This is a genomic window from Halopseudomonas xinjiangensis, assembly GCF_900104945.1.
Taxonomy (GTDB): domain Bacteria; phylum Pseudomonadota; class Gammaproteobacteria; order Pseudomonadales; family Pseudomonadaceae; genus Halopseudomonas; species Halopseudomonas xinjiangensis.
Map to the genome: position 1 here is coordinate 2,426,019 of NZ_LT629736.1, position 21,697 is coordinate 2,447,715.

The 21,697-nt window shown below is 61.3% G+C and carries 19 protein-coding genes and 1 pseudogene; 11 read left to right on the plus strand and 9 right to left on the minus strand.

Annotated features, from left to right (window positions below):
• Nucleotides 1-2 precede the first annotated feature (2 nt).
• Genes BLT85_RS11170 through BLT85_RS11185 form a run of 4 tightly spaced genes read left to right on the plus strand, consistent with a single transcriptional unit; the run spans nucleotide 3 to nucleotide 3,941 of the window.
• Nucleotides 3-920: a DUF72 domain-containing protein gene (locus BLT85_RS11170; RefSeq protein WP_093394645.1), complete on the plus strand. Its 918-nt coding sequence runs from the start codon at nucleotides 3-5 to the stop codon at nucleotides 918-920.
• A 20-nt stretch (nucleotides 921-940) separates the two neighbouring features.
• A complete protein-coding gene (locus BLT85_RS11175) occupies nucleotides 941-1,720 on the plus strand; it encodes an endonuclease/exonuclease/phosphatase family protein (protein WP_093394648.1) in 780 nt (259 codons plus the stop codon).
• Nucleotides 1,717-2,949 carry a cardiolipin synthase ClsB gene (gene clsB / locus BLT85_RS11180; RefSeq protein WP_093394651.1) on the plus strand — a complete coding sequence of 411 codons (1,233 nt, stop codon included), beginning with the start codon at nucleotides 1,717-1,719 and terminating at the stop codon, nucleotides 2,947-2,949. Before BLT85_RS11175 ends, clsB begins: the two co-directional genes overlap by 4 nt.
• Entirely contained in the window at nucleotides 2,949-3,941 is a 993-nt protein-coding gene (locus BLT85_RS11185; RefSeq protein ID WP_093394654.1) for a lysylphosphatidylglycerol synthase domain-containing protein, read from the plus strand. The genes clsB and BLT85_RS11185 overlap by 1 nt, the downstream gene beginning before the upstream one ends.
• Here BLT85_RS11185 and glgB read toward each other — a convergent pair.
• The 7 genes and pseudogenes from glgB to BLT85_RS11220 form a co-directional block, all read right to left on the minus strand.
• Nucleotides 3,927-6,146: a 1,4-alpha-glucan branching protein GlgB gene (gene glgB / locus BLT85_RS11190; protein WP_093394657.1), complete on the minus strand. Its 2,220-nt coding sequence runs from the start codon at nucleotides 6,144-6,146 to the stop codon at nucleotides 3,927-3,929. The genes BLT85_RS11185 and glgB overlap by 15 nt on opposite strands.
• Nucleotides 6,143-9,469, minus strand: a complete 3,327-nt coding sequence (gene treS, locus BLT85_RS11195) for a maltose alpha-D-glucosyltransferase (protein ID WP_093394660.1) — start codon at nucleotides 9,467-9,469, stop codon at nucleotides 6,143-6,145. The genes glgB and treS overlap by 4 nt, the downstream gene beginning before the upstream one ends.
• A 30-nt stretch (nucleotides 9,470-9,499) precedes the next feature.
• Nucleotides 9,500-11,506 (minus strand): alpha-1,4-glucan--maltose-1-phosphate maltosyltransferase, encoded by a 2,007-nt coding sequence (locus BLT85_RS11200; RefSeq protein ID WP_093394663.1) that lies wholly within the window; start codon nucleotides 11,504-11,506, stop codon nucleotides 9,500-9,502.
• A 65-nt stretch (nucleotides 11,507-11,571) separates the two neighbouring features.
• Nucleotides 11,572-12,426: an SDR family oxidoreductase gene (locus tag BLT85_RS11205; protein ID WP_093394667.1), complete on the minus strand. Its 855-nt coding sequence runs from the start codon at nucleotides 12,424-12,426 to the stop codon at nucleotides 11,572-11,574.
• A gap of 103 nt (nucleotides 12,427-12,529) precedes the next feature.
• Nucleotides 12,530-13,504: pseudogene (gene ligD, locus BLT85_RS11210) on the minus strand (non-homologous end-joining DNA ligase); the annotation flags it as partial.
• 39 nt (nucleotides 13,505-13,543) lie between these two features.
• On the minus strand, nucleotides 13,544-14,467 hold the full coding sequence (gene ku, locus BLT85_RS11215; RefSeq protein ID WP_093394673.1) for a non-homologous end joining protein Ku: 924 nt from the start codon (nucleotides 14,465-14,467) through the stop codon (nucleotides 13,544-13,546).
• Between the two features lie 75 nt (nucleotides 14,468-14,542).
• Nucleotides 14,543-15,031, minus strand: a complete 489-nt coding sequence (locus tag BLT85_RS11220; RefSeq protein WP_093394676.1) for an MgtC/SapB family protein — start codon at nucleotides 15,029-15,031, stop codon at nucleotides 14,543-14,545.
• A 181-nt stretch (nucleotides 15,032-15,212) separates the two neighbouring features.
• Here BLT85_RS11220 and BLT85_RS11225 point away from each other — a divergent pair, with 181 nt between their 5' ends.
• The 4 genes from BLT85_RS11225 to BLT85_RS11240 all read left to right on the plus strand — a co-directional run bounded on the left by BLT85_RS11225 (nucleotide 15,213) and on the right by BLT85_RS11240 (nucleotide 17,655).
• Nucleotides 15,213-15,446, plus strand: a complete 234-nt coding sequence (locus BLT85_RS11225) for a hypothetical protein (RefSeq protein ID WP_093394679.1) — start codon at nucleotides 15,213-15,215, stop codon at nucleotides 15,444-15,446.
• A gap of 69 nt (nucleotides 15,447-15,515) precedes the next feature.
• A complete protein-coding gene (locus tag BLT85_RS11230; protein ID WP_093394682.1) occupies nucleotides 15,516-16,679 on the plus strand; it encodes a zinc-dependent alcohol dehydrogenase in 1,164 nt (387 codons plus the stop codon).
• Nucleotides 16,680-16,721: 42 nt separating this feature from the next.
• A complete protein-coding gene (locus BLT85_RS11235) occupies nucleotides 16,722-16,976 on the plus strand; it encodes a hypothetical protein (RefSeq protein WP_093394685.1) in 255 nt (84 codons plus the stop codon).
• 397 nt (nucleotides 16,977-17,373) lie between these two features.
• Nucleotides 17,374-17,655, plus strand: coding sequence for a hypothetical protein (locus BLT85_RS11240; RefSeq protein WP_093394688.1), 282 nt, complete (start codon nucleotides 17,374-17,376; stop codon nucleotides 17,653-17,655).
• A 44-nt stretch (nucleotides 17,656-17,699) separates the two neighbouring features.
• Here the strand turns inward: BLT85_RS11240 and BLT85_RS11245 are convergent, their stop codons facing one another.
• Nucleotides 17,700-17,921, minus strand: coding sequence for a PLD nuclease N-terminal domain-containing protein (locus tag BLT85_RS11245; RefSeq protein ID WP_093394691.1), 222 nt, complete (start codon nucleotides 17,919-17,921; stop codon nucleotides 17,700-17,702).
• Between the two features lie 159 nt (nucleotides 17,922-18,080).
• Here BLT85_RS11245 and BLT85_RS11250 point away from each other — a divergent pair, with 159 nt between their 5' ends.
• Entirely contained in the window at nucleotides 18,081-18,458 is a 378-nt protein-coding gene (locus tag BLT85_RS11250; RefSeq protein WP_093397671.1) for a Rho termination factor N-terminal domain-containing protein, read from the plus strand.
• 25 nt (nucleotides 18,459-18,483) lie between these two features.
• On the plus strand, nucleotides 18,484-19,329 hold the full coding sequence (locus BLT85_RS11255) for a DUF4142 domain-containing protein (RefSeq protein WP_093394694.1): 846 nt from the start codon (nucleotides 18,484-18,486) through the stop codon (nucleotides 19,327-19,329).
• On the opposite strand, the gene fdhD is transcribed toward BLT85_RS11255, so the two are convergent.
• A complete protein-coding gene (fdhD, locus tag BLT85_RS11260) occupies nucleotides 19,326-20,177 on the minus strand; it encodes a formate dehydrogenase accessory sulfurtransferase FdhD (protein WP_197673845.1) in 852 nt (283 codons plus the stop codon). The genes BLT85_RS11255 and fdhD overlap by 4 nt on opposite strands.
• 126 nt (nucleotides 20,178-20,303) lie before the next feature.
• Between fdhD and BLT85_RS11265 the strand changes: the two genes are divergently transcribed.
• On the plus strand, nucleotides 20,304-21,500 hold the full coding sequence (locus BLT85_RS11265) for a CaiB/BaiF CoA transferase family protein (protein WP_093394697.1): 1,197 nt from the start codon (nucleotides 20,304-20,306) through the stop codon (nucleotides 21,498-21,500).
• Nucleotides 21,501-21,697: the final 197 nt, after the last annotated feature.

Sequence of the window (21,697 nt, forward strand, 5' to 3'; positions counted from 1 at the left end):
CCATGCCCGATGTGCGAATCGGTATTTCCGGCTGGCGCTACACACCATGGCGCGGCGACTTTTATCCCGACGGCCTGGTGCAGCGGCGCGAGCTGGAGTTCGCCTCGCGGGCAGTGAACAGCATCGAGATCAATGGCTCGTTCTACTCGCTGCAGACGCCGGAGCGTTACGTGCGCTGGGCGGCCGACACGCCCGAAGGCTTCGTCTTCAGCATCAAGGGCCCGCGCTTCATCACGCACACCCGTCGGCTCAGGGATATCCATGAGCCGCTGGCGAATTTCTTTGCCTCGGGCTTTCTCGGGATGCGCGAGAAGCTGGGACCGATCCTCTGGCAGTTTCCGGCCAATTTTCGCTATGACCGAGCTCTGTTCGATGACTTCCTCGGACGGCTTCCGCGTGATACCGACCAGGCGGTGAAACTTGCGCGGGATTGCGCGGACCGCCTGAAGAAGCCCGGCTATCTCGATGCCGACAAGGGCCAGAGGCTGCGCCATGCCGTTGAGGTACGCAGCGAAACCTTCGTCACCGAAGACTTCGTGGCGCTGCTGCGCAAGCACAACGTAGCACTTGTGGTGGCCGACACGGCGGGCAAGTGGCCCTATGCCGAAGACCTCACCGCTGATTTCCTCTACATCCGCCTGCATGGGGACAAGGAGCTGTACACCAGTGGCTACAGCAATGAAGCCCTGGAACGCTGGAAAAAGCGCATTCAGACCTGGACCCGCGGACGTCAGGTCGCTGACGCCCGACTGATCGGTCCGCGAGAAGATACCCCACGCAAGGAGCGAGACGTGTTCTGTTATTTCGACAACGACGTAAAAGTGCGAGCCCCGTACGATGCCCGCCAGCTGCTTGGCAAGCTTGGATTGGACAAGGACCTGCAAGCCACTCCAGGCGTGCTGTTTGACGAGGAGGCATGAGGAGCGATGCAGTGAACCGGATGAGCCAACTCGATCAGAACGACCCACGTCTCGCCCCGCCGGTCACGTCGCTGCGCATCATGACGGTCAACGTGCACAAGGGTTTCACCTTCTTCAACCGCAAGTTCATTCTTCCCGAGCTGCGCGAGGCCGTCAGTACGCACGGCGCGGATATGGTCTTCCTTCAGGAAGTACACGGCGAGCATCATCATCATGCGCTACGCTATGGCAACTGGCCGACCACGCCGCAATACGAATACCTGGCCGATACCATGTGGCCGGACTTCGCCTACGGGCGCAACGCGGTGTACCCGCATGGCGACCACGGCAACGCGCTATTGTCCAAATTCCCCATCCTGCGCTACGAAAATCGTGACATATCGGTGCTCGGCACCGAGGAGCGAGGGCTGCTGCATTCGGTGCTCGACGTACCGGGACACAAGGAGGTCCACGCCATCTGTGTGCACCTCGGTTTACAGGAATCGCACCGCCGCGAGCAGCTGGAACTTTTATGCAAACTGGTGGACTCATTACCACCGGACGCGCCGGTCATCGTTGCGGGCGATTTCAACGACTGGCGCAAGCGTGCCGATGTGATTCTCAACGGCTGCGGTCTGCGCGAGGCGTTCGTGTCCGCGCATGGCGCCCCGGCGAAGAGTTTCCCAGCGCGATGGCCCCTGCTCTGCCTCGACCGAATCTACGTTCGTAATGCGACGACGCGCGGGGCACAGGTGCTTTCGCGCAGACCCTGGTCCCACCTTTCGGACCATGCGCCACTAGTAGTCGAGGTGTGCCTATGAACTTCCATTGGCGGGAAGGCAATGAAGTCGAATTGCTCATCAACGGCGAAGGATTCTTCCCCAGTGTGTTCGAAAGCATTCGTGCTGCCGAGAAGGAAATCCTGCTCGAGACTTTCATCATTTTCGACGACCGGGTCGGTCGAGCACTGAAAGCAGCGTTGCTCGAAGCCGCCGCGCGCGGTGTACAGATCGACCTCACCGTCGACGGCTACGGCACGGCAGACCTCAGCAGCGAGTTCATCACCGAAATGGCCCAGGCCGGCATTCGCATGCACATGTTCGATCCCGCGCCTCGGGTGTTGGGCATGCGTACCAACCTGTTCAGGCGGCTGCATCGCAAGATCGTGGTCATCGACGGGGAGATTGGCTTCATTGGCGGGATCAACTTCGGCGCCGATCACATGACCGACTATGGCCCGATGGCCAAGCAGGACTATGCGGTGAAAGTACGCGGTCCGATCGTCGCCGATCTGCATCGCGCGGCGCTGGCTCTGGTCAGCCGCAGCCCGGCGGTCGGCAACGAGCTGCCTGCGGTCAAACCGGTTACCCGGCATGTCGGCTCGGTACGCATGATGCTGGCCATACGCGACAACGAGGCGCATCCGACCGACATTGAGGAGCACTACCTTCAGGCATTCCGCTCGGCCAACTATCGGCTGGTGGTGGCGAATGCCTACTTTTTCCCCGGGTATCGAGTGCTGCGCGAGCTACGCAACGCCGCGCGACGGGGAGTCAAGGTAACGCTGATCCTGCAGGGTCAGCCGGACAAGGCATGGGTCAGTGCATTCTCGCATCTGCTTTACAACTATCTGTTGCGTGACGGGGTGACCATTCGTGAATACTGCGAACGTCCACTACACGGCAAGGTAGCCCTGGTCGACCGCGAATGGTGCACGGTGGGTTCGAGCAATCTCGATCCGCTGAGCCTGTCGTTGAACCTTGAGGCCAACCTGTTCATTCGCGACCCGGATCTGAACCAGCAGCTCTATGACCATCTGATGGAGCTTTCCGAAGCCCAGTGTGAAGCCATCACTCAGAAAATTGCGCTCCGAGGGTTCTGGTGGCGGGCTCCGCTGATATCCCTGAGCTTCCATTTCATCCGCCGCTTCCCGGCTATGGCCGGTATGCTGCCGGCCCACACTCCCAAGCTGCAGCCACTGACCACCGAAGAGGTTCTGGAGGAACTGCGGCAGACGGGCGAGATTCCCTGTAGTGATGAGAAAACCTGATGAAAAAACCGGGCGCCGATACGCGCAAACGCTGGATCCGTCGGCTCAAGCCGGTCATATCAATCCTGTTCTTCGTTGGCGTTCCCGCCCTGCTGGTATACATGCTTCGCGATGTGGACTGGCAGGAGGTATGGCAGTCACTGCGCAGTTACGATCCATGGATTCTCGCTGCCGGAGTAGGCATCGCAGCGGTCAGCTACACCATGTTCGCCTGCTACGATCTGCTAGGACGTTATTACACCGGTCATAAACTGAGCGTGCCGAAAACGCTCGGCGTGGCCTTCGTCTGCTACGCCTTCAACCTGAACCTGGGCGCCTGGGTCGGCGGCATGGCACTGCGTTATCGCCTGTATACGCGCATGGGACTGGATACCATGACCGTTACACGCATCTTTTCCATCGCTTTGCTCGCAAACTGGGTCGGCTATATGTTCCTGGCGGGCATGGTGTTTTCGCTACGCCTGGTCGATCTTCCCGAGAACTGGGCCATTGGCGCGACCGCGTTGCAGCTGATCGGCTTTGCGCTGATCGCCGTCAGCATGGGCTACCTGGCAGCGTGCAAGTTTTCAAAGAAAAGAAGCTGGACGGTGCGCGGGAATGAGATCGTGCTGCCTTCGCTACGCTTTGCCTTCATACAGGTGGTCAACGGCGCGGTGAACTGGTCCCTGATGGCCGCCCTGATCTATCTGCTGCTGCCCGAGGAAGCCTTCTATCCCTCGGTTCTGGCGATTCTGCTGGTGAGCAGCATCGCGGGCGTCATCACCCATATTCCCGGCGGGCTGGGTGTTCTGGAAGCGGTGTTCGTGTCCATGCTGCAGCACAAGATCCCCACTGGGGCATTGCTGGCTGCTCTGATAGGCTATCGGGCGATCTATTTCCTGCTACCGCTATCGATCGCCACGATCGCGTATTTCGTGATGGAAAGAGTGGCCCGCAACCAGCATGACGATGTCACGCCGGATGAACAGGCCAGGCGGTCAGAAACCGCCTGATTCGGGCCGTAGGATGAGAGTCCCCAGCGGCGGCAGGTCCAGCGACAGCGACTGGGCCTCGCCGTGGCTGACGATTTCTTCGGTGCGCACCTCGGACTGCGTGCCCGCATTCGAACCGGCATAGTGTTCCGCATCGCTGTTGAGCAACAGCGACCAGACCCCACCCATGGGTACGCCCACGCGATAACCGTTACGCGGCATCGGGGTGAAGTTGTGTATCACCAGCACCGGCACGCCATGTTCCCCTGAACGCAGCCAGGCGAAGACACTGTTCGCTGCGTCGTCACCGATCAGCCACTGAAAGCCCTCGGGGCGCCCGTCCCACTCGTGCAATGCAGGCTCGTTGCGATAGAGGTTATTCAGGTCCTTGACCAGCGTCTGCACGCCTTGATGCTCGCTGTAACGCAGCAGATACCAGTCCAGTTCCGCATCGTGGTTCCACTCGCGCCACGCCCCGATCTCACAGCCCATGAACAGCAGCTTCTTGCCTGGATGGGTCCACATGAAGCTCAGGTAAGCGCGCAGGTTGGCAAACTTCTGCCAGCGGTCCCCAGGCATCTTGTCCAGCAGCGACCGCTTGCCATGCACCACCTCGTCATGCGAGATGGGCAGCACGAACTGCTCGGAGAAAGCGTAATCCAGGCCGAAGGTGACCAGATTGTGGTGGTAGCGTCGATTGATCGAATCTTCGCTGATGTATTTGAGGCTGTCGTGCATCCAGCCCATGTTCCACTTGTAAGCGAAGCCCAGGCCACCTTCACGGGTTGGCTGGCTTACGCCCGGCCAGGCAGTCGATTCTTCAGCAATCACCAGAGCGCCAGGCGCCTCGGTTGCCACCACGTCGTTCAGGTGGCGCAGGAAGTCGATCGCTTCGAGGTTCTCGCGTCCGCCGTAGCGGTTGGGGATCCACTCGTCATGCTTGCGTGAATAATCCCGGTAGAGCATCGAGGCCACCGCATCCACCCGCAGACCATCGACGTGGAAATGCCGCAACCAATGCAGGCCCGACGCGAGCATGTAGCCGTGTACTTCGGTCCGCCCCAGATTGTAGATGTAGGTATCCCAGTCCTGGTGGAAGCCTTCGAACGGGTGCTCGTACTCGAACAAGGCCGTGCCATCAAAGCGTGCCAGGCCGTGCTCGTCCGTCGGGAAGTGTGCAGGAACCCAATCGAGGATCACGCCGATCTCGGCGCGGTGACAGGCGTCGATGAAGGCGGCAAAATCGTGCGGGCTTCCGTAGCGTGCGCTGGGCGCGAACTGCGACAGCAACTGATAACCCCAAGAGCCGCCGAACGGGTGCTCCATGATCGGCATCAGCTCGATGTGGGTAAAACCCAGATCCTTGATGTACGGGATCAGGCGCTCGCCCAGCTCGTGCCAGCTCAGGGTTCGGCCATCAGCGCCGCCCTCCTTCTGCCACGAGCCGACATGCAGTTCGTAGATCGACATCGGCGCCGTATGCGCATGGCGCTGTTGCCGCTGTTCCATCCACTCGTGATCGGACCAGCTGTAGTTCAGCGGATCCGCAACGACCGAGCTGGTGTCTGGCGGAGCCTGGGTACGCAGCGCGAACGGGTCGGCTTTCAGCGGCAATATGCCATGCTGGCCGAGAATCTCGTATTTGTAGATCTCGCCGGGCTGAAGCCTGGGGATGAACAGCTCCCAGACGCCTGTCGGATGCCGCAACCGCATGGGATGGCGACGCCCGTCCCAGCTGTTGAAGTTGCCGACTACCGAAACGCGCCGGGCATTGGGCGCCCAGACGGCAAAACGGACCCCGGGGACGCCATCGATGGTCATCAGCTGCGCGCCGAGGCATTGACCGAGCTCCCGATGATTGCCTTCGGCGAACAGATACAAATCCATTTCGCCCAGCAGCATACCGAAGCTGTAGGGGTCCTCGGTTTCCTGGATACCGCCGGCCCAGCGAATGCGAAAGCGATACTTCTGCTTTACCGGCAGTCTCGCCACGAACAGGCCGGGCACCTGCGGCTGGTCCATTTCGCCCAGGCTTTCGCCGGTCTCCGCGCTCAGCAGTTCAACCCGTATTGCGTTCGGCTGATAGGTGCGAATGATCAGCCCTTCACCATCTTCGTGCGGCCCGAGAATGGAAAACGGATTGGTATGCTCGGCCCGAACCAGAGCTTGAGCATCCACTGCAGCAATCTGCAGTCCGTTGTGTTCGATAGTCTGGCCAGCTGTCATTGTAACGTCCCCTCAAGCAGTTGCTCGGCAAGCTCGGCCAACCCGCGCAGCGGAACGCTGAGCCAGGTCGGGCGATGCTCGGCTTCGTAGAGTATCTCGTAAGCCGCTTTTTCCAGGCTGAACAGCAACAAGGCTGCCTGCTCGCCCTCTTCGGACTGCCACTGGTGTGGCACATCCGCCGCGGCCTTCGCGTAAGCATCCAGGAATGCGCGCGTTGCGCCTTCACGGTAGGCACTCACGGTCTGCATACGAATAGTGTCGGCCTCGGGTGTGGTGTCCGTGCTTTGCGCATCGCGCAGGCCCATGGCGACAGCGTAGTCGAAAGAGCGCAGCACCCCGGTGACATCCTTGTACGGGCTGTGCAGCGCCCTGCGCTCATCCAGCGGCCGAGACGGCTCGCCTTCGAAGTCGATGAGATACGCATCGCCCTGTACGACCAGTACCTGACCCAGGTGCAGGTCGCCATGGACACGGATGCGCAACCCGCCGACTACCCGCTGGGCGAGGCCATCGAGCGCCTTGAGCAGCGGCTTGCGACGCTTGAGCAGAACCTTGGCCAGCTCGGCCGTTTCTTCGTCGAAGGCCTTGGTCGGCTGCTCCAGCGCATCGAGTGCCTGCTCCACCTGACCGCGAATGCTTTCACTCCAGGCTGTCGCTTGAGCAGCGTCGGTAACCTGCGGAGCGAAGTCCGGATTATCCGAATCGCTGGCGAGCACCGCGTGCATTTCACCGAGCCGCATCCCGAGCTGCGTCGAGAAGTCCTCAAGTTCGGACAAGGCGGTGAACTGGTTCTCCAGCTGCGACATGCCGCCCGCCAACTGGTCGCGGATGGCGCGCTCGAGCGTCGACTGGGTCCATTGCCAGGCATCGCCCTGGTTGTTGACGAAGCGCTGCAACACCATGAGAGCGTGCGGCTCGCCGCTGTCGTCCACCCGGGTCATCTGGCCCAGCATTTGTGCACAATAGGCGAAACCATGCTCGGTGAGGAAGCTGCTCATCTCCAGCTCCGGATGAACCCCCGGGCGAACATGGCGGATCAGCTTGAGCACCGTACTGCCGCCGACGACCACCGAGCTGTTCGACTGCTCGGCCGACAGATAGGTGATCTCCGGCTCATCGCCCAGCTCGATCTCTTTCAGACCCGGGAACGACCGGAACTGCAGCGTGCCCGCCGGGCCCGCCAGATCCTTGCCGCCCTGCATGTGGGTCACCACATTGCGCACGAAGCTCTCTACCGCAAACGCGTCGGTGAGGAAGCCTACACGCGGGCCGCGGCGAATGCGGGCCATGGCCAGTTGCTCGGACAGCACGCTGGCGTTGTCCTCCTCTACCAGGCCGAAGGGCAACTGATAGAGGGCTTTTCCGGAAGCGGTCTCGACTTCGATTTCTGACAACAGGCATTGATGCGTCTTGTCATCGAACGGAACCCCGTACACCACGCGCGCCTTCGCCTGCTCGTGCCCACCGAACCAGCGGCGCTTGGGTAGCCAGGTCGCCAGCGTCTCGCGCTCGAGCACCTTGCTGCATTCGCCCTCGAGAACCTCGTTGAGACGCCGCTTGATGACCAGCGTGGCCATCTCGGGCATCCGCTGGGGCGGCTCGAGGTGCCAGCTGGGCATGCGCTCTTCTTCGGCCAGATAGAACCAGTAGAAGCCGTAGGGAGGCAGCGTCAGCAGGTAGCTCAAGGAACCGATAGGCGGGAAGGCGCTACCGCCGACCATCTCTACCGGCACCTTGCCGACATAGTTGGACATGTCGAGCTCCACCGCCTGCGCGGCGCGCGAGACGTTGGCGACGCAGAGGATGCTGTCGGTACGACCTTCTTCGTCGGTGAACTCGCGAACATACGCAAGGATTCGGCGGTTGGCCGGGGCCAGCATCTTCAAGGTACCGCGACCGAACGCCTTGAACTGCTTGCGCACGGTCAGCATCCGACGGGTCCAGTTGAGCAGCGAATGCGGATCCTTCTCGGCGGCCTCGACGTTGATCGTCTGATAACCGTAGAGGGGATCCTGAATTGGCGGCAATACCAGGCTGGCCGGATCGGCGCGGGAAAACCCGCCGTTACGATCCTGCGACCACTGCATGGGCGTGCGCACGCCATCGCGGTCACCGAGGAAGATGTTGTCGCCCATGCCCAGCTCGTCGCCGTAATACAGCGTCGGCGTGCCCGGCATCGACAGCAGCAGGCTGTTGAGCAGCTCGATGCGGCGACGGTCGCGCTCGACCAGCGGCGCCAGGCGACGACGGATACCAAGGTTGATCCGCGCGCGGCGGTCCGAGGCGTAGTAATTCCAGAGATAATCCCGCTCCTTGTCGGTCACCATCTCCAGCGTCAGCTCGTCATGGTTGCGCAGGAAGATCGCCCACTGGCAGTTCGACGGAATGTCCGGCGTCTGGCGCAGGATATCGGTAATCGGGAAACGATCTTCCTGAGCGATAGCCATGTACATGCGCGGCATCAGCGGGAAGTGAAACGCCATGTGACATTCGTTACCCAGCCCGTTCTCATCCCCGCCGAAATACAACTGGGTGTCTTCAGGCCACTGGTTGGCTTCGGCCAATAGCATGCGGTCCGGGTAGACACGGTCGAGTTCGGCGCGGATCGCCTTGAGCACGTCGTGGGTTTCCGGCAGATTCTCGTTGTTGGTGCCTTCACGCTCGATCAGATAGGGGATAGCGTCCAGGCGCAGGCCGTCGATACCCAGGTCCAGCCAGAAGCGCATGACCGAAAGCACTTCCTTCATCACCTGCGGATTATCGAAGTTCAGATCCGGCTGGTGCGAATAGAAGCGGTGCCAGTAGTACTGGCCGGCCACGGGGTCCCAGGTCCAGTTGGATTTCTCGGTATCCAGGAAGATGATTCGCGTGCCGCTGTACGCCTCGTCGCTATCGGACCAGACATAATAGTTGCGCGCAGCCGAGCCCGGCTTGGCGCGCCGGGCTCGCTGGAACCAGGGATGCTGGTCTGACGTGTGGTTGATGACCAGCTCGCAGATCACCCGCAGCCCGCGCTTGTGCGCCTCGGCGATGAAGCGCTTGGCGTCGGCCATTTTGCCGTAGTCCGAATGCACATTGCGGTAATCGGCGATATCGTAGCCATCATCGCGACGTGGCGATGGGAAGAAGGGCAGCAACCAGATGGTGTTCACACCAAGCCCGGCGATGTAGTCGAGCTTCTGAATGAGGCCGGCAAAGTCGCCGATGCCGTCATTGTTCGAGTCAAAGAACGATTTCACGTGCACCTGATAAATGACCGCATCCTTGTACCAAAGAGGGTCATCGATGAACGCCTTGCTCCTGGTTTTATTTGTCTTCGCCATGTTGGGGTGCCTCGGCCGCTTGCTGCGGCGTTACTGAGTTTGAATGCGCCAGATACCGAACGGAAGATTCCAGGGTTCGATGCGCATCCATTGAGTCTTGCCGTGCCAGGTCCAGGTGTGCCCGGTCATCAGATCCTCGCCTTGCGTGGTGGCATCGTCGGGCAGACCGAGCTCCCACAGCGGCAGGTCAAAATGGGCTTCTTGCGCGTTCCACGGGTCCATGCTGATAGCCACCAGGATGAAGTTTTTCAGGTCCGCGGTACGCTTGCCGAAATAGAAGATGTTGTCGTTCCAGGCTGTGTACGCCTTGAACCCAAGATGCGTCTGCAGCGCCGGGTTCTGCCGGCGGATGCGATTGAGCTGGGTGATCTCGGCGACGATATTGCCCGGCGCGTAATAATCCCGGGGACGAATCTCGTATTTCTCCGAGTCCAGGTATTCCTCCTTGCCTGGCACCGGCGCCGCCTCGCAGATTTCGAACCCCGAGTACATCCCCCAGGACCCTGCGCCCATCGTTGCCAGCGCAGCACGAATCAGAAAACCTGCCCGACCGGAGTGCTGCAGGAAGTACGGGTTGATGTCCGGCGTATTGACGAAGAAGTTCGGCCGGTAGCAGTTGCGCCAGGGCTCTTCGTTGAGCTGGGTATAGAACTCCGACAACTCGTGCTTGGTGTTACGCCAGGTGAAATAGGTATAGCTCTGACTGAAGCCGATCTTGCCCAGACGCGCCATCATCGGCGGCCGCGTGAAGGCTTCAGAGAGGAAGATCACCTCTGGATTTTTCTGACGGATGTCGGCTATCAGCCATTCCCAGAACGGCATCGGCTTGGTGTGCGGGTTGTCCACGCGGAATAGCGTCACGCCCAGCTCGACCCAGCCACGCACCACATCGCGCAGGGCGATCCACAGACCAGGCACGGCGTCGTCGGCATAGAAATCGACGTTGACGATATCCTCGTACTTCTTCGGCGGATTTTCCGCGTGACGGATGCTTCCGTCCGGCCGCCAGCTGAACCAGCCCGGATGCTCCTGCAACCAGGGATGGTCCGGGGAGCACTGCACGGCGAAGTCCAGCGCGATCTCCAGCTTGTGCATGCGCGCGGCCGACACCAGCTCGCGGAAGTCGTCGAAGCTGCCGAGCTGCGGATGAATCGCCTCGTGCCCGCCTTCGTGGCTGCCGATCGCGTAAGGGCTGCCCGGATCGCCTTCGTGTGCAGTCAGTGAGTTGTTCGGCCCCTTGCGGTGTGTGCGACCGATAGGATGAATCGGCGGGAAATACAGCACGTCGAAGCCCATGGCAGCGATGTCCGGTAGCCGGTCCATCACGTCGCGAAAGGTCCCATGTCGTTCAGGGTCGTCGGTCACCGACCGCGGGAAGAGCTCGTACCAGCTGGCGAATTCAGCCTGCACTCGCTCGACATCCAGCGGATAGAGATCGCTGCGCACCACATGCGGATGCCCCTCGCCTGCGCGGACGATCCGGCGCAGTTCGAGATCAAGGAGTGCATAGACGCGGTCGTCCAGGCTGCCACCCGCGGACACTCGCTGCAGAACATCCTCGATCTTGCCGCGGTTGTCCGGCGATGCGTTTTCCAGCGCCTCACGCAGCAGTGCTTCGCCCTCCTTGATCTCCAGCTCTACCGGCACACCGGCGGCAAACTTTTTCTCGAGTTCGTCGCAATAGGTAGCAAACACATCGACCCACGCCTCGATGGCGAACACCAGACGTCCGGCTTCGCCGGGGACGAATTCGGCGTGCCAACGGTCGTGACCGAGACTTTCCAACGGCTCGGCTTGCCAGTCCTCGGCCTCGACGGAACGCCAGAGCAGGTTACCGGCGAGCTTGTCGTGGCCATCGGAAAACACAATGGCGTCGACCTTCACGGCTCGCCCCACTGTCGCTTTCGCAGCGAAGCGGCCGTTTTCGACGACCGGCGATACCGACTCGATAGCCAGACGCGGCAGGCGTACCGCCTCCTCGACTGACAAGCCTTCGGATGTGGCATGAAATGAAACAGCTCGGGTTGGCTCGGACATGGCCTTCAGTTCCTCGGAAACGTTGCATTGCTGAAGCGAAGGCCGGCGCGAGGCCGGCGCGATGCTTACCCGTTGATGACGCTGCCACCATTGACGTGGAGAACCTGGCCACTCATGTAGCTGGAATCCTCACTGGCAAGATAGACGTAGGCTGGTGCCACCTCGGCAGGCTGACCCGGCCGCCCCATGGGCGTATTGCTGCCGAAGCTCGCAACCTGTTCCTCGGTGAAGGTGGAAGGAATCAGCGGCGTCCAGATCGGACCGGGCGCGACGCCGTTGACGCGAATTCCGCGTGCGGCGAGATTGATCGACAGCGAACGGGTAAAGCCGACGATGGCGCCCTTGGTGGACGAGTAATCGATCAGCATCGGGTTGCCTTTGTAGGCGGTAACCGACGTCGTATTGATGATGCTGGCGCCTTCCTTGAGATGAGGCAGGACTTTCTGGGTCAGCTGGAACATGCCGAGAATATTGGTGCGGAAGGTGTGCTCCCACTGCTCGGCGGTAATGTCCTCGAACTGCTTTTGCGGATGCTGCTCCGCCGCGTTATTCACCAGGATGTCGATCTTGCCCCACTTGCGAATGGTTTCATCGACGACCCGCTGACACAGGTAGTCATCGATCACGTCGCCCGCGAAATAGAGCATCTCGCTACCGCAGGCCTCGACCTGACGACGGGTCTCTTCGGCGTCGGCATGTTCTTCCAGATACACCATGACCACCAAGGCTCCTTCCTTGGCGAAGTGGATGGCGACCGAGCGACCGATGCCGCTGTCGGCACCAGTAATCAACGCTACCTTGCCGGTCAGTTTTCCGGCTGGACGATAGCTCTCGCGGAAATAGATCGGCTCCGGATCCATCTTGTATTCCCGTCCTGGGCGATGGTCCTGATGCTGCGGTGGTAGCGTTTCTTCAGACATGCTCGCCTCCAAATAACGAATGGGGTGTGCTGGGTGTGACAGAGCTGTCGAAACATTGGTTCCGGCGTATCGGACCGCTTGCGTTCGGCCATGCAGGCCCTGATCAGTCCTCCTCCGGAGGCTTCGCACCGATAGTGCGCCACATACTGGCAGTAATGCGTTGCCGGTTGGCGTACCCGGACCATGGATCCGAATTCAGCGTATCGAGCCGTTCACCGAGATTGCCGACGGTCCACTGGGATGCCGCTTTGAGCTGACCGAGCTCGTCTCGGTGGATGGGAACCGACACCGGCAGACCGGGCCGCGCGCGTGCCGAGTAGGCGGCGACCGTGCTGGCGCCGCGCTGGTTGCGCAGATAGTCGATGAAAATCTTTCCGACGCGGTTCTTCGGTCCCATGGTGGCGGTCAGCCGATCCGGCTGCCGACGACAGGCGAACTCCGAGACCGCGTGGGCAAAGGCCTTGACGCGCTCCCAGCCATGAAAGCGTCCGAGCGGCACGACGATGTGCATGCCCTTTCCGCCACTGGTCTTGAGGAACGCGTCGAGCCTCAGCTCGTCAAGAATGTCGAGAAGAAAGGCCGTGGCGTCGAGCATTCGCTGCCACGGCAATTCCGGGTCAGGATCCAGATCGAAGACCAGATGATCCGGGCGCTCGATCCGGTCAGTCGTGGCGCCCCAGGTGTGAAACTCCACCGCGCCCATCTGCACCGCGCCGACCAGCGCCTTCTGCGTGTCGATTTCCATTAGCGGCGGATGGGCTGGATCGAGTGATTGATCAAGATGCTTGATATCCGGGATGGCCAGTCTCCCGGCGTGCTTCTGAAAGAACTGCTCACCCTCGATGCCTTCCGGGGCCCGCAGCAGCGAGACGGGGCGATTGTCCAGTCCCGGGAGGATCCAGTCGGCGACGCGGCAGTAGAACCGTGCCAGGTCGATCTTGTGCAGTCCGCTTTGCGAGTCGATCACCCGCTCGGGGCTGGAAACCGATACCTCAGCTACGTCGATCCGCCCGGTTGAACGCTTGCCCGCGCTGCGCCCGCCGCGGCTGCGCGGCTTCGCTGACCGAGTCGCTTCAGCGGCCATGACGTACCCCTGGATCGCTGCTTGACCCCGGAATCACCCGCCCGAAGCCTTCTTCCGAGTGCTGGAGGTTTTCGCCGCTGGCTTGGCAGCAGACTTGCCCCCTGATTTGCCACCGCCCTTCGAGTCGTCGGACGAGCCACTTGATTTGCCGCCCTTCGCCGCCGGTTTGCCCGCCAGGCTGCGCTTGAGCAGTTCGGTAAGATCGGTGACGTTGGACGCTCTCCGCTCTTCGGGCCCGGTTTCGTCCTTGTCGACCGATTCGATCTCGCCGTTCTCGGCTTTCTCTTCGACCAGCTCCATGATGCGATCCTGGAAGTTGTCGCGATATTCCTCGGGTTGCCAGGAAGTGGTCATGTCGTCCACCAGGCGGGTGGCCATGTCCAGCTCGCCCTTGGACAGCTTCACGTCCTTCACCGCATCGGTGAGATCCAGGTAATCCAGGCCGCGAACCTCGGACGGCCAGCGAAGCATGACCAGCATCAACGCATCGTCTAAGGGCATGAGCGCCGCGAGTTGCTGACGGGTACGCACCACCACGTTGGCCAGGGCCACCTTGCCGGTCTTGACCAGGGTTTCACGGAGCAACGCGTAGACCTTCTCGCCACGTTTGTCCGGCGCGAGAAAATACGGCTTCTCGATGTTCGGCAGAGGGATCTCGCTGCTTTCGACGAAAGCGAAGATGTCGATGGTCTGGGTCGCCTTGGGGTGCGCTGCGCGGATCTCGTCATCGTTCAGCACGACGTACTGGCCGCGCTCGTATTCAACGCCCTTGACTATGTTTTCCCGGTCGATTTCCTCACCGGTGGCCTTGTTGATCCGCTTGTACCCGACCGGATCCATGCTGCGCTTGTCGAGCCAGTCGAAATTCACGCCCTGCGAGGACGTAGCCGATACCAGCCCGACCGGTATGTGCACCAGCCCGAAACTGATCGCGCCCTTCCAGATTGACCGTGGCATAGCCGTTCACCTGTTGAGAACTGTCTACGGATGACTCGGCCGTGGCGGGAAAAGTTTCCGCAGCTGCGCCTCGCTTCAATGGTCGGTCTTGTCGGTACGCTGGAACAGCAGCGGGAGGATGTGCAACACGATCAGTGCGAGACCGGTACTGACCAGAGCAGTCGCCTCCTTGCCCAGCCCGACCGCCACGCCGATGGCTGCGGTAAACCAGATCCCCGCAGCCGTGGTCAGGCCACGCACGTTGCTGAGATGCTCGCCCTTGATGATGGTACCGGCGCAAAGAAAGCCGATGCCCTGGATGATGCCCTGCACCACCCGGCTCATCGCATCGTCCATCGCGCCGGACATGTCTGCCGCCACGACGAACAGACAGGAACCCAGACATACCAGCATGTGGGTGCGCAGTCCCGCAGCCTTGCCCTGATGTTCCCGTTCGAAGCCGAGGACGCCCCCAAGCATGGCAGCGAAGAGCAATCGCAAGGTCACTCTGGTCGCCTCTTCCACATCACTCAAATCCGAGAATTCGTTGATCGTGGTGGCGAAAATGATTTCCCAGTTGCTCATCATTGGCTCCTTGCTCGGTTGCCTGCGCGGTATCAGCCCTGTGACCTCCGCTGCCTGAAAGAGTTTTTGCGATGAGCGCCAGCACCGTGCCGGCCGCTTCGCCTCGCACCGCATGCAACGGAACTAAACAGCGGGTTCAGGGGGTCTACAGAGGCACACGCAGCAGTATCGGAGACCGCACATGTCGAAGAAGCACTTTTTTCTTGTGGGATACATCCTTGATAACGACCCGCGTTCAATGGAACTCGAGCTCGATCAGGACTCCCTTTCCGACGATCAGGCGCGCGAATACATCCGCTCGCAAAACCCGACCGCGAACGACCAGCATATTACTGATATCCGGGTGACCGAGATCCAGAAGCCCAAGGGTCACAGCAATGACCCGGGGCACAATCTGCAGCATTCCGATCTCTGAGCGGCAAACCGCCGCGTCACCGGCAGCGCGCCAGGACGACGGGCTATAGCGACACATGAGGGAGCATAAATGCGCGCGCTGACCTATCACGGCCATCACGACGTACGCATCGAAACGGTTGACGACCCGACCATTCAGCAGCCCGACGACATCATCGTCAAGGTGACGACCGCGGGTATCTGCGGCGCTGACTTGCATCTCTACCGGGGCAAGAACTCGCCGATGAAACTCGGCGACATCCTCGGTCAGGAATTCATCGGTGAAGTGGTGGAAACCGGGCCCGAAGTGACCAGCGTACGCAAGGGTGACCGTGTTGTGGTGCCCTCCGTGATTGCCTGCGGCAGGTGCTTTTTTTGCAAGCGCGGCCAGCACGCAGCCTGTGAAACCACCGCCGGACGAGATGGCGGCCAAAGCGACCGGCACATTCCGCCGCGGGCAGCATTGTTCGGCTTCGGCCATGCGCATGGGGCGATTCCCGGCGGGCACGCCGAGTACGTCCGCGTTCCGCACGGGAATGTCGGACCCAGGCCCATTCTCGATTCGCTTACCGACGAACAGGCCATTTTTCTCGGCAGCAGCCTACCGGCCAGTTACCAGGCTGCGGTCGAGGCTGGCATCGGCCCGGGGCACAGCGTGGCTATCTTCGGTGCGGGGCCGGTGGGGCTGCTCGCCGCCGCCTGCGCCCGGATGCTCGGCGCGGAACAGATATTCGTCATCGACCATCACCCCTACCGCCTGGCTTTCGCCGAGAAACACTACGACGCCCACACCATCAATTTCGATGAGGTTGACGCGCCGGAGCAGGAAATCATCAGTCGTACGGCGGGCCGTCGCGGTGTCGATACGGTCATCGATGCGGTGGGCTTCGAAGCCAAGGGCAGCACGCTGGAAACAGTGCTCAGCAAGATCAAGCTGGAACCCGGCAGCAGCATCGCGCTACGCCAGTGTCTCGCCGCCGTGCGCCGTGGCGGCCACGTCAGCATCTCCGGCGCGTACTGGGGCACTACGTCGAACGTAGCGCTTACCGAGGCCTTCGACCGGGGCGTAACGCTGACCATGGGGCAGGCGCATGTCCATCCCTATCTGAGCGAGCTGCAGGAGCACATCGCAAAGGGCGCGCTGCAGCCGGAAAAGATCATCAGCCATGGCATGTCCCTCGAGGAAGCGGCGGCCGGCTATCTGATTTTTGACCGAAAGGAGGAAGAGTGCCGCAAGGTCATATTGCGGCCATAACGTAATGGAAACCTACGTCGTACATGGAACAAGGAGACGATCGTGAGCCCTGAAAGCTACGTTCTACTATTGATTTCCTGCTGGCTGCTACTGGCGAGCGCTCTGCTCTGGGGGATGCTGCGCATCGCCCGCCGCCATTACCCTGCCGACGAGACCTGTGAGCAGCGTTCCGAGCCGGAGAATAGCGACCACATCGTGGCACGCGGCTCGCAGCAAGGCTTGAACAGCCTGCCCCAGATGCATCCAGGTCATTTCGCTCGCACCTTCGGCCCGTCGTCCGATCGCGCGCGCTGCTGAGAGCTATGAGGGTGCCTGGGCAATCCTCGCCGGGGCGCCCCTGCAGCCTGATCATGTGCTGAATCCCGGGCCCAGCCCCGACGCGGGGGTCAAGCGGGATGGATGATCAACAAAGCAGGCTACCCGTCCTTGGCAATTGGCCATCTGTCGGACAACCGCCAAATATCCCCCTGTTTAAAACACATCAGCTTGCTTACAATCGGTCCCACTGCTATCAAGTACGAACCACTCGATTTCGCGCGTCATCGAACCAATGTTCGCCATTCGAGGGGTGAGCAGTCTTAGCGAGACCACCTCCGGTCGTTTGTCATGCTTAGTTGCCACAATGAGCAAACAGCTATTGGCGGCGTATCAGGTTGCGATCCAACCTCAAATGCACATGGCACCAGGAAACACCATGAGAAAGTCGTCTCTGTATGCAGAGGATATCGAACGTATTCTCAATGCGACCATGGAAGTAGCGAGTAACCGATGCACCGTCGAATCGGACGGTACGCTGACTGTTCAGCTGCGCTGCCGCGACGAGACCCTCACCGTGGTCGGTATCAAGCCCGTTGAATTCTACAATGCCGAAGCGGTTCAGCGGCTCGCATTGAGTCTGTTGGACGAGCTCGAAGCGACGTCCACCCTTGGCGGGCCGGTCCTGACGACAGTGGAAGCCCGTCGCGAAGAAGTCTGACACGGCCCGGGCGCATCCGGCGCCCGGCCACGAAACACTACCGATCACCCCTTGCTATGATCCGGCGACTCGGGTGTCTCGGCCATGCCTCTCGGCCCGAAGCGGCCCCACAATATCCAGCCGATAACCGGCAACAGCACGACGACGAGCGCCCAGCCCACCTTGGCTTGCTGGCTTTTCCGGCTCTTTGAAATACTCGTCAGCATCCACAGATCGATACAGATGATCAGCAATGCAGCAATGGCAATCAATACACCCGGTTCCATGCTCTAGCCCCTTTTTACGTGTCTAGACTTTATGTCTCCCTCCGCGCGGCAGAGTTCCTGTCGGGCCTCAATTGCCTCCGCCATTCATCTGCGCGGCTGAACTAGCCGATGTATCGCCAGTCGTTATTCTCAGATGCACAGCTATCGGAGGTAATGGCCATGCCACGCGGAAGCAAGGACAAGTACACCGAAAAACAGCAGCGCAAGGCCGAACACATCGAAGAAAGCTACGAAGAGAAAGGCGTACCGGAGAAAGACGCCGAAGCCCGGGCATGGGCGACGGTCAACAAGCAATCCGGCGGTGGCAATCGAAAAGGCGGCTCTGGCCAAACGAAGAGCGAATCGGCCAAACACCGCGATGCCAGCCAGTCAGCACGGCGCGCCGTAAAGACCAAACGGGGCGAACCACGCCCGGATCGCTCGCTGGAGTCCGAAACCAAGGAGGAGCTGATGCGCAAGGCACGCTCCAGAAACATCAGCGGACGCTCCAGCATGCGCAAGCAGGAGCTGGTCGATGCATTGAAGAAAGCGTCCTGATTCATCCATTCTCGAGGAGGATTTCATGAGTAAAGTTCGTATGTTGGCGATGGGCCTGGTTACGCTGGGTGCCGCGGCAGCGGCCTACCGCGCCATGGCCGAGCGCAAGTACTTCGGCCCGGCCCGCTTCATCGACGCGGCCTCTGCAAAGGGTATCGGGGAGATCGAGGCGGCGCGCCTGGCTTTGAAGAAAGGCCAGTCGGAAGGAGTGAAGCAGTTCGCTCAGCAGATGATCGAGGAACACACCGCAATCAACCGTGACCTACGCCAGATTGCCCGCAACAAGGGTTACGAAATGGCCGACGAGGCGGACATGCTGAGCAAGACGGAAGAGCTGTTGCTCAACCTGCGCGAATCGACGGCATTCGACGACGCGTATCTGAAACACCAGGTCGCCAGCCACGAACATTCGCTTTCGCTATTTCGTCGGGCCGCGGAGTTCGACGACTTCGACGTCAGCAACTTTGCAATGAAGACCCGACCCAAACTGGAGCACCACCTGAAAATGGCTAAAGACATCCAGAAAGACACCGAGCGAGGCTCGACCCAGAGCAACGACACGCAGCAGAACAAGAGCGCAGCCGGATCTCGGGGTGCCTCAACCACCGCCACGGGCGCGGCGCCCGAAAAGGACGTAGCGGCCGGCACTGCGAACAATTATGCGAGCAGCGACATTGGCGGTACAACCCACGCCAGCAGCGGGCCGAATCCCGGCGGTGGGATGCCACCAAACAGTGCTGCGGGCAGCTCGACGGGGAGCACACAGCCCGGACCAGCGGACAGCCCCACCAGCGTACCTGGCAGCCCGGCCAAGGGGCCGTCGGACAAATCCTCCCGCAACCTGCCCGGTCACACTGGCGGCGAGCGCTAGGCTCCCTGAGCCAGCGCAGGGGCGCGCAGTATCCGCTCAGGATTGGAGTAGATATTGAAGCGCCCTTCGCGCAGGAAGCCCACCAGCGTGATTCCCGCTTCCTCGGCCAGCGCTACGGCGTAGCTGCTGGGCGCGGAGATCGCACAGACGATGGTCGCGCGGGCCATCACACATTTTTGAATCAACTCGAAGCTGGCGCGGCCGCTCAACAGCACGATGCGGTCGCTCAGCGGCAGGCGCTGTTCGAGCAACGCCCAGCCGTTCAGCTTGTCCATCGCGTTATGCCGGCCGACATCCTCACGCACGGCCTCGAGTTCGCCTTGCAGCGAGAACAGCGCCGCCGCATGCAGCCCGCCGGTGCGATCGAACACCGCCTGGCGCTGACGCAAGCGAGCTGGCAGCGCTGACAGCAGCTCGGCGGAAACGTGAGGCCCTTCAGGCAAAGGCGGCAGCCCGCGCATCGACTCCAGATTCAACTTGCTCTTCCCGCAGACACCGCAAGCACTGGTCGACAGCGATGAGCGCTGCAACACCTGCCCCTGCTCGGTGCCCTCGCCCGCCAGCACGACCTGTATCACGTCCGGCTGATCGATCAGTTGCGCCAGCGTGTGGAAGTCATCCGCATGCCGCACCAGTCCTTCACTGAGCAGCAGCCCGGCAGCCAGCTCTCGATCATGGCCCGGCGTGCGCATGGTGATGACCGGGTCGGCGCCAGCGACGCGGATCTCCAGCGCCTGCTCCACCGCCACCCGGTCATCTCTGGCGCTGAACGCGTTGCCCTGCATCGAGACGACTTCCACCTCGATGGCGCTGCGCACTGGCGAAGCGGCTACGAAATCGGCTGACATGGGGCTTCTCCTGAAATGGGTATGAAATTCTGACGGCCGGGCCGCAGCGAAGTTCGCCTTCCTCGTGCGACAAGCAGGCCGCGCTGCTGGTATCGTCTCTGGCTTCTGTCATCCTCCGGAGCCGCCATGTCTGCAACCCAACCGCTGTCGGGCCTGAAGGTCATCGAGCTTGGTACTCTGATCGCCGGCCCGTTCGCCGCCCGGATCTGCGCCGAGTTTGGCGCCGAGGTCATCAAGATCGAGTCGCCCGACGGTGGGGATCCGCTGCGCAAGTGGCGCAAGCTGTACGAAGGCACCTCCCTGTGGTGGTTCGTTCAGGCGCGCAACAAGCGGTCGGTGACGCTCAACCTTAAACACCCGGACGGCATCGCCATACTCAAGCGCCTGTTGGGCGACGCGGACATCCTGATCGAGAACTTCCGCCCGGGTACGCTTGAAAAGCTCGGCCTCGACGCGGCCACGCTCGACGCCATCAATCCCGGCCTGGTCATCGTGCGCCTGTCAGGGTTTGGCCAGACCGGACCGCAGCGCGACCAGCCGGGCTTCGGCGCGGTCGGTGAGTCGATGGGCGGGCTACGCTACATCACCGGCTACGACGACCGCCCACCGGTACGCACCGGCATATCGATCGGCGACTCCATCGCCGCGCTATGGGGAGTGATCGGCGCGCTGATGGCGTTGCGTCACAAGGAGGTCAATGGCGGCCGGGGTCAGGTCGTCGATGTTGCGCTTTACGAGGCCGTGTTCGCCATGATGGAAAGCATGGTCCCGGAATTCGACGTGCTCGGGTTCGTTCGCGAACGCAGCGGCAACATCATGCCCGGCATCACCCCCTCCTCCATTCATACCTGCAGCGACGGCAATCCGGTACAGATCGGTGCCAACGGGGATGCCATCTTCAAGCGGTTCATGCGTGCCATCAACCGTGTCGATCTCGCCGAAGATGCCGACCTGAACGATAACGCCGGGCGCGATGCCAGGCGCGACGAGTTGTACGCCGTCATCGATAACTGGGCGGCGTCTTTGCCGCTGGAAGAAGTGCTCGGGACGCTGGAAGCGGCCGATGTGCCGGCGAGCCGCATCTACTCCGTCGCGGATATGTTCCGCGATCCACAATTTCTGGCGCGGGGAATGTTCGTTCAGGGACAGCTACCCGATGGCAAGCCGCTCAGCATGCCGGGAATCGTACCGAAACTGTCGGAAACCCCCGGAACCACCAATTGGAGCGGTCCGGCATTGGGGGAACATACCGATTCGGTCCTGGAAGGCATGGGGTTCGAGCGGGATCAGATTGTGGCGTTGCGCCAGGCCGGCGCGATCTGAAGCGTTGAGGCAGCAACGAGCCGCGAGAGAAGAAAAGCGGAAGAATTCAAGCGGGCGGCGCCGTGTTCTGCAGAATCACGACGCGACCGCGTACCGATGGCGCTTACGCGCCGCCGTGTTGGCTGATCAACGAAAGCCCAGGAAGGACAGGATAGCCAGGACGATGACGACTGCGCCGACGATGTAGACGATATTAT

Bases quoted from the DNA above. Each gene is read 5' to 3' on its own strand.
- BLT85_RS11170 (WP_093394645.1), top strand. From the start codon at position 3: ATGCCCGATGTGCGAATCGGTATTTCCGGCTGGCGCTACACACCATGG.
- BLT85_RS11175 (WP_093394648.1), top strand. From the start codon at position 941: ATGAGCCAACTCGATCAGAACGACCCACGTCTCGCCCCGCCGGTCACG.
- clsB (WP_093394651.1), top strand. From the start codon at position 1,717: ATGAACTTCCATTGGCGGGAAGGCAATGAAGTCGAATTGCTCATCAAC.
- BLT85_RS11185 (WP_093394654.1), top strand. From the start codon at position 2,949: ATGAAAAAACCGGGCGCCGATACGCGCAAACGCTGGATCCGTCGGCTC.
- glgB (WP_093394657.1), bottom strand. From the start codon at position 6,146: ATGACAGCTGGCCAGACTATCGAACACAACGGACTGCAGATTGCTGCA.
- treS (WP_093394660.1), bottom strand. From the start codon at position 9,469: ATGGCGAAGACAAATAAAACCAGGAGCAAGGCGTTCATCGATGACCCT.
- BLT85_RS11200 (WP_093394663.1), bottom strand. From the start codon at position 11,506: ATGTCCGAGCCAACCCGAGCTGTTTCATTTCATGCCACATCCGAAGGC.
- BLT85_RS11205 (WP_093394667.1), bottom strand. From the start codon at position 12,426: ATGTCTGAAGAAACGCTACCACCGCAGCATCAGGACCATCGCCCAGGA.
- ku (WP_093394673.1), bottom strand. From the start codon at position 14,467: ATGCCACGGTCAATCTGGAAGGGCGCGATCAGTTTCGGGCTGGTGCAC.
- BLT85_RS11220 (WP_093394676.1), bottom strand. From the start codon at position 15,031: ATGAGCAACTGGGAAATCATTTTCGCCACCACGATCAACGAATTCTCG.
- BLT85_RS11225 (WP_093394679.1), top strand. From the start codon at position 15,213: ATGTCGAAGAAGCACTTTTTTCTTGTGGGATACATCCTTGATAACGAC.
- BLT85_RS11230 (WP_093394682.1), top strand. From the start codon at position 15,516: ATGCGCGCGCTGACCTATCACGGCCATCACGACGTACGCATCGAAACG.
- BLT85_RS11240 (WP_093394688.1), top strand. From the start codon at position 17,374: ATGAGAAAGTCGTCTCTGTATGCAGAGGATATCGAACGTATTCTCAAT.
- BLT85_RS11245 (WP_093394691.1), bottom strand. From the start codon at position 17,921: ATGGAACCGGGTGTATTGATTGCCATTGCTGCATTGCTGATCATCTGT.
- BLT85_RS11250 (WP_093397671.1), top strand. From the start codon at position 18,081: ATGCCACGCGGAAGCAAGGACAAGTACACCGAAAAACAGCAGCGCAAG.
- BLT85_RS11255 (WP_093394694.1), top strand. From the start codon at position 18,484: ATGAGTAAAGTTCGTATGTTGGCGATGGGCCTGGTTACGCTGGGTGCC.
- fdhD (WP_197673845.1), bottom strand. From the start codon at position 20,177: ATGTCAGCCGATTTCGTAGCCGCTTCGCCAGTGCGCAGCGCCATCGAG.
- BLT85_RS11265 (WP_093394697.1), top strand. From the start codon at position 20,304: ATGTCTGCAACCCAACCGCTGTCGGGCCTGAAGGTCATCGAGCTTGGT.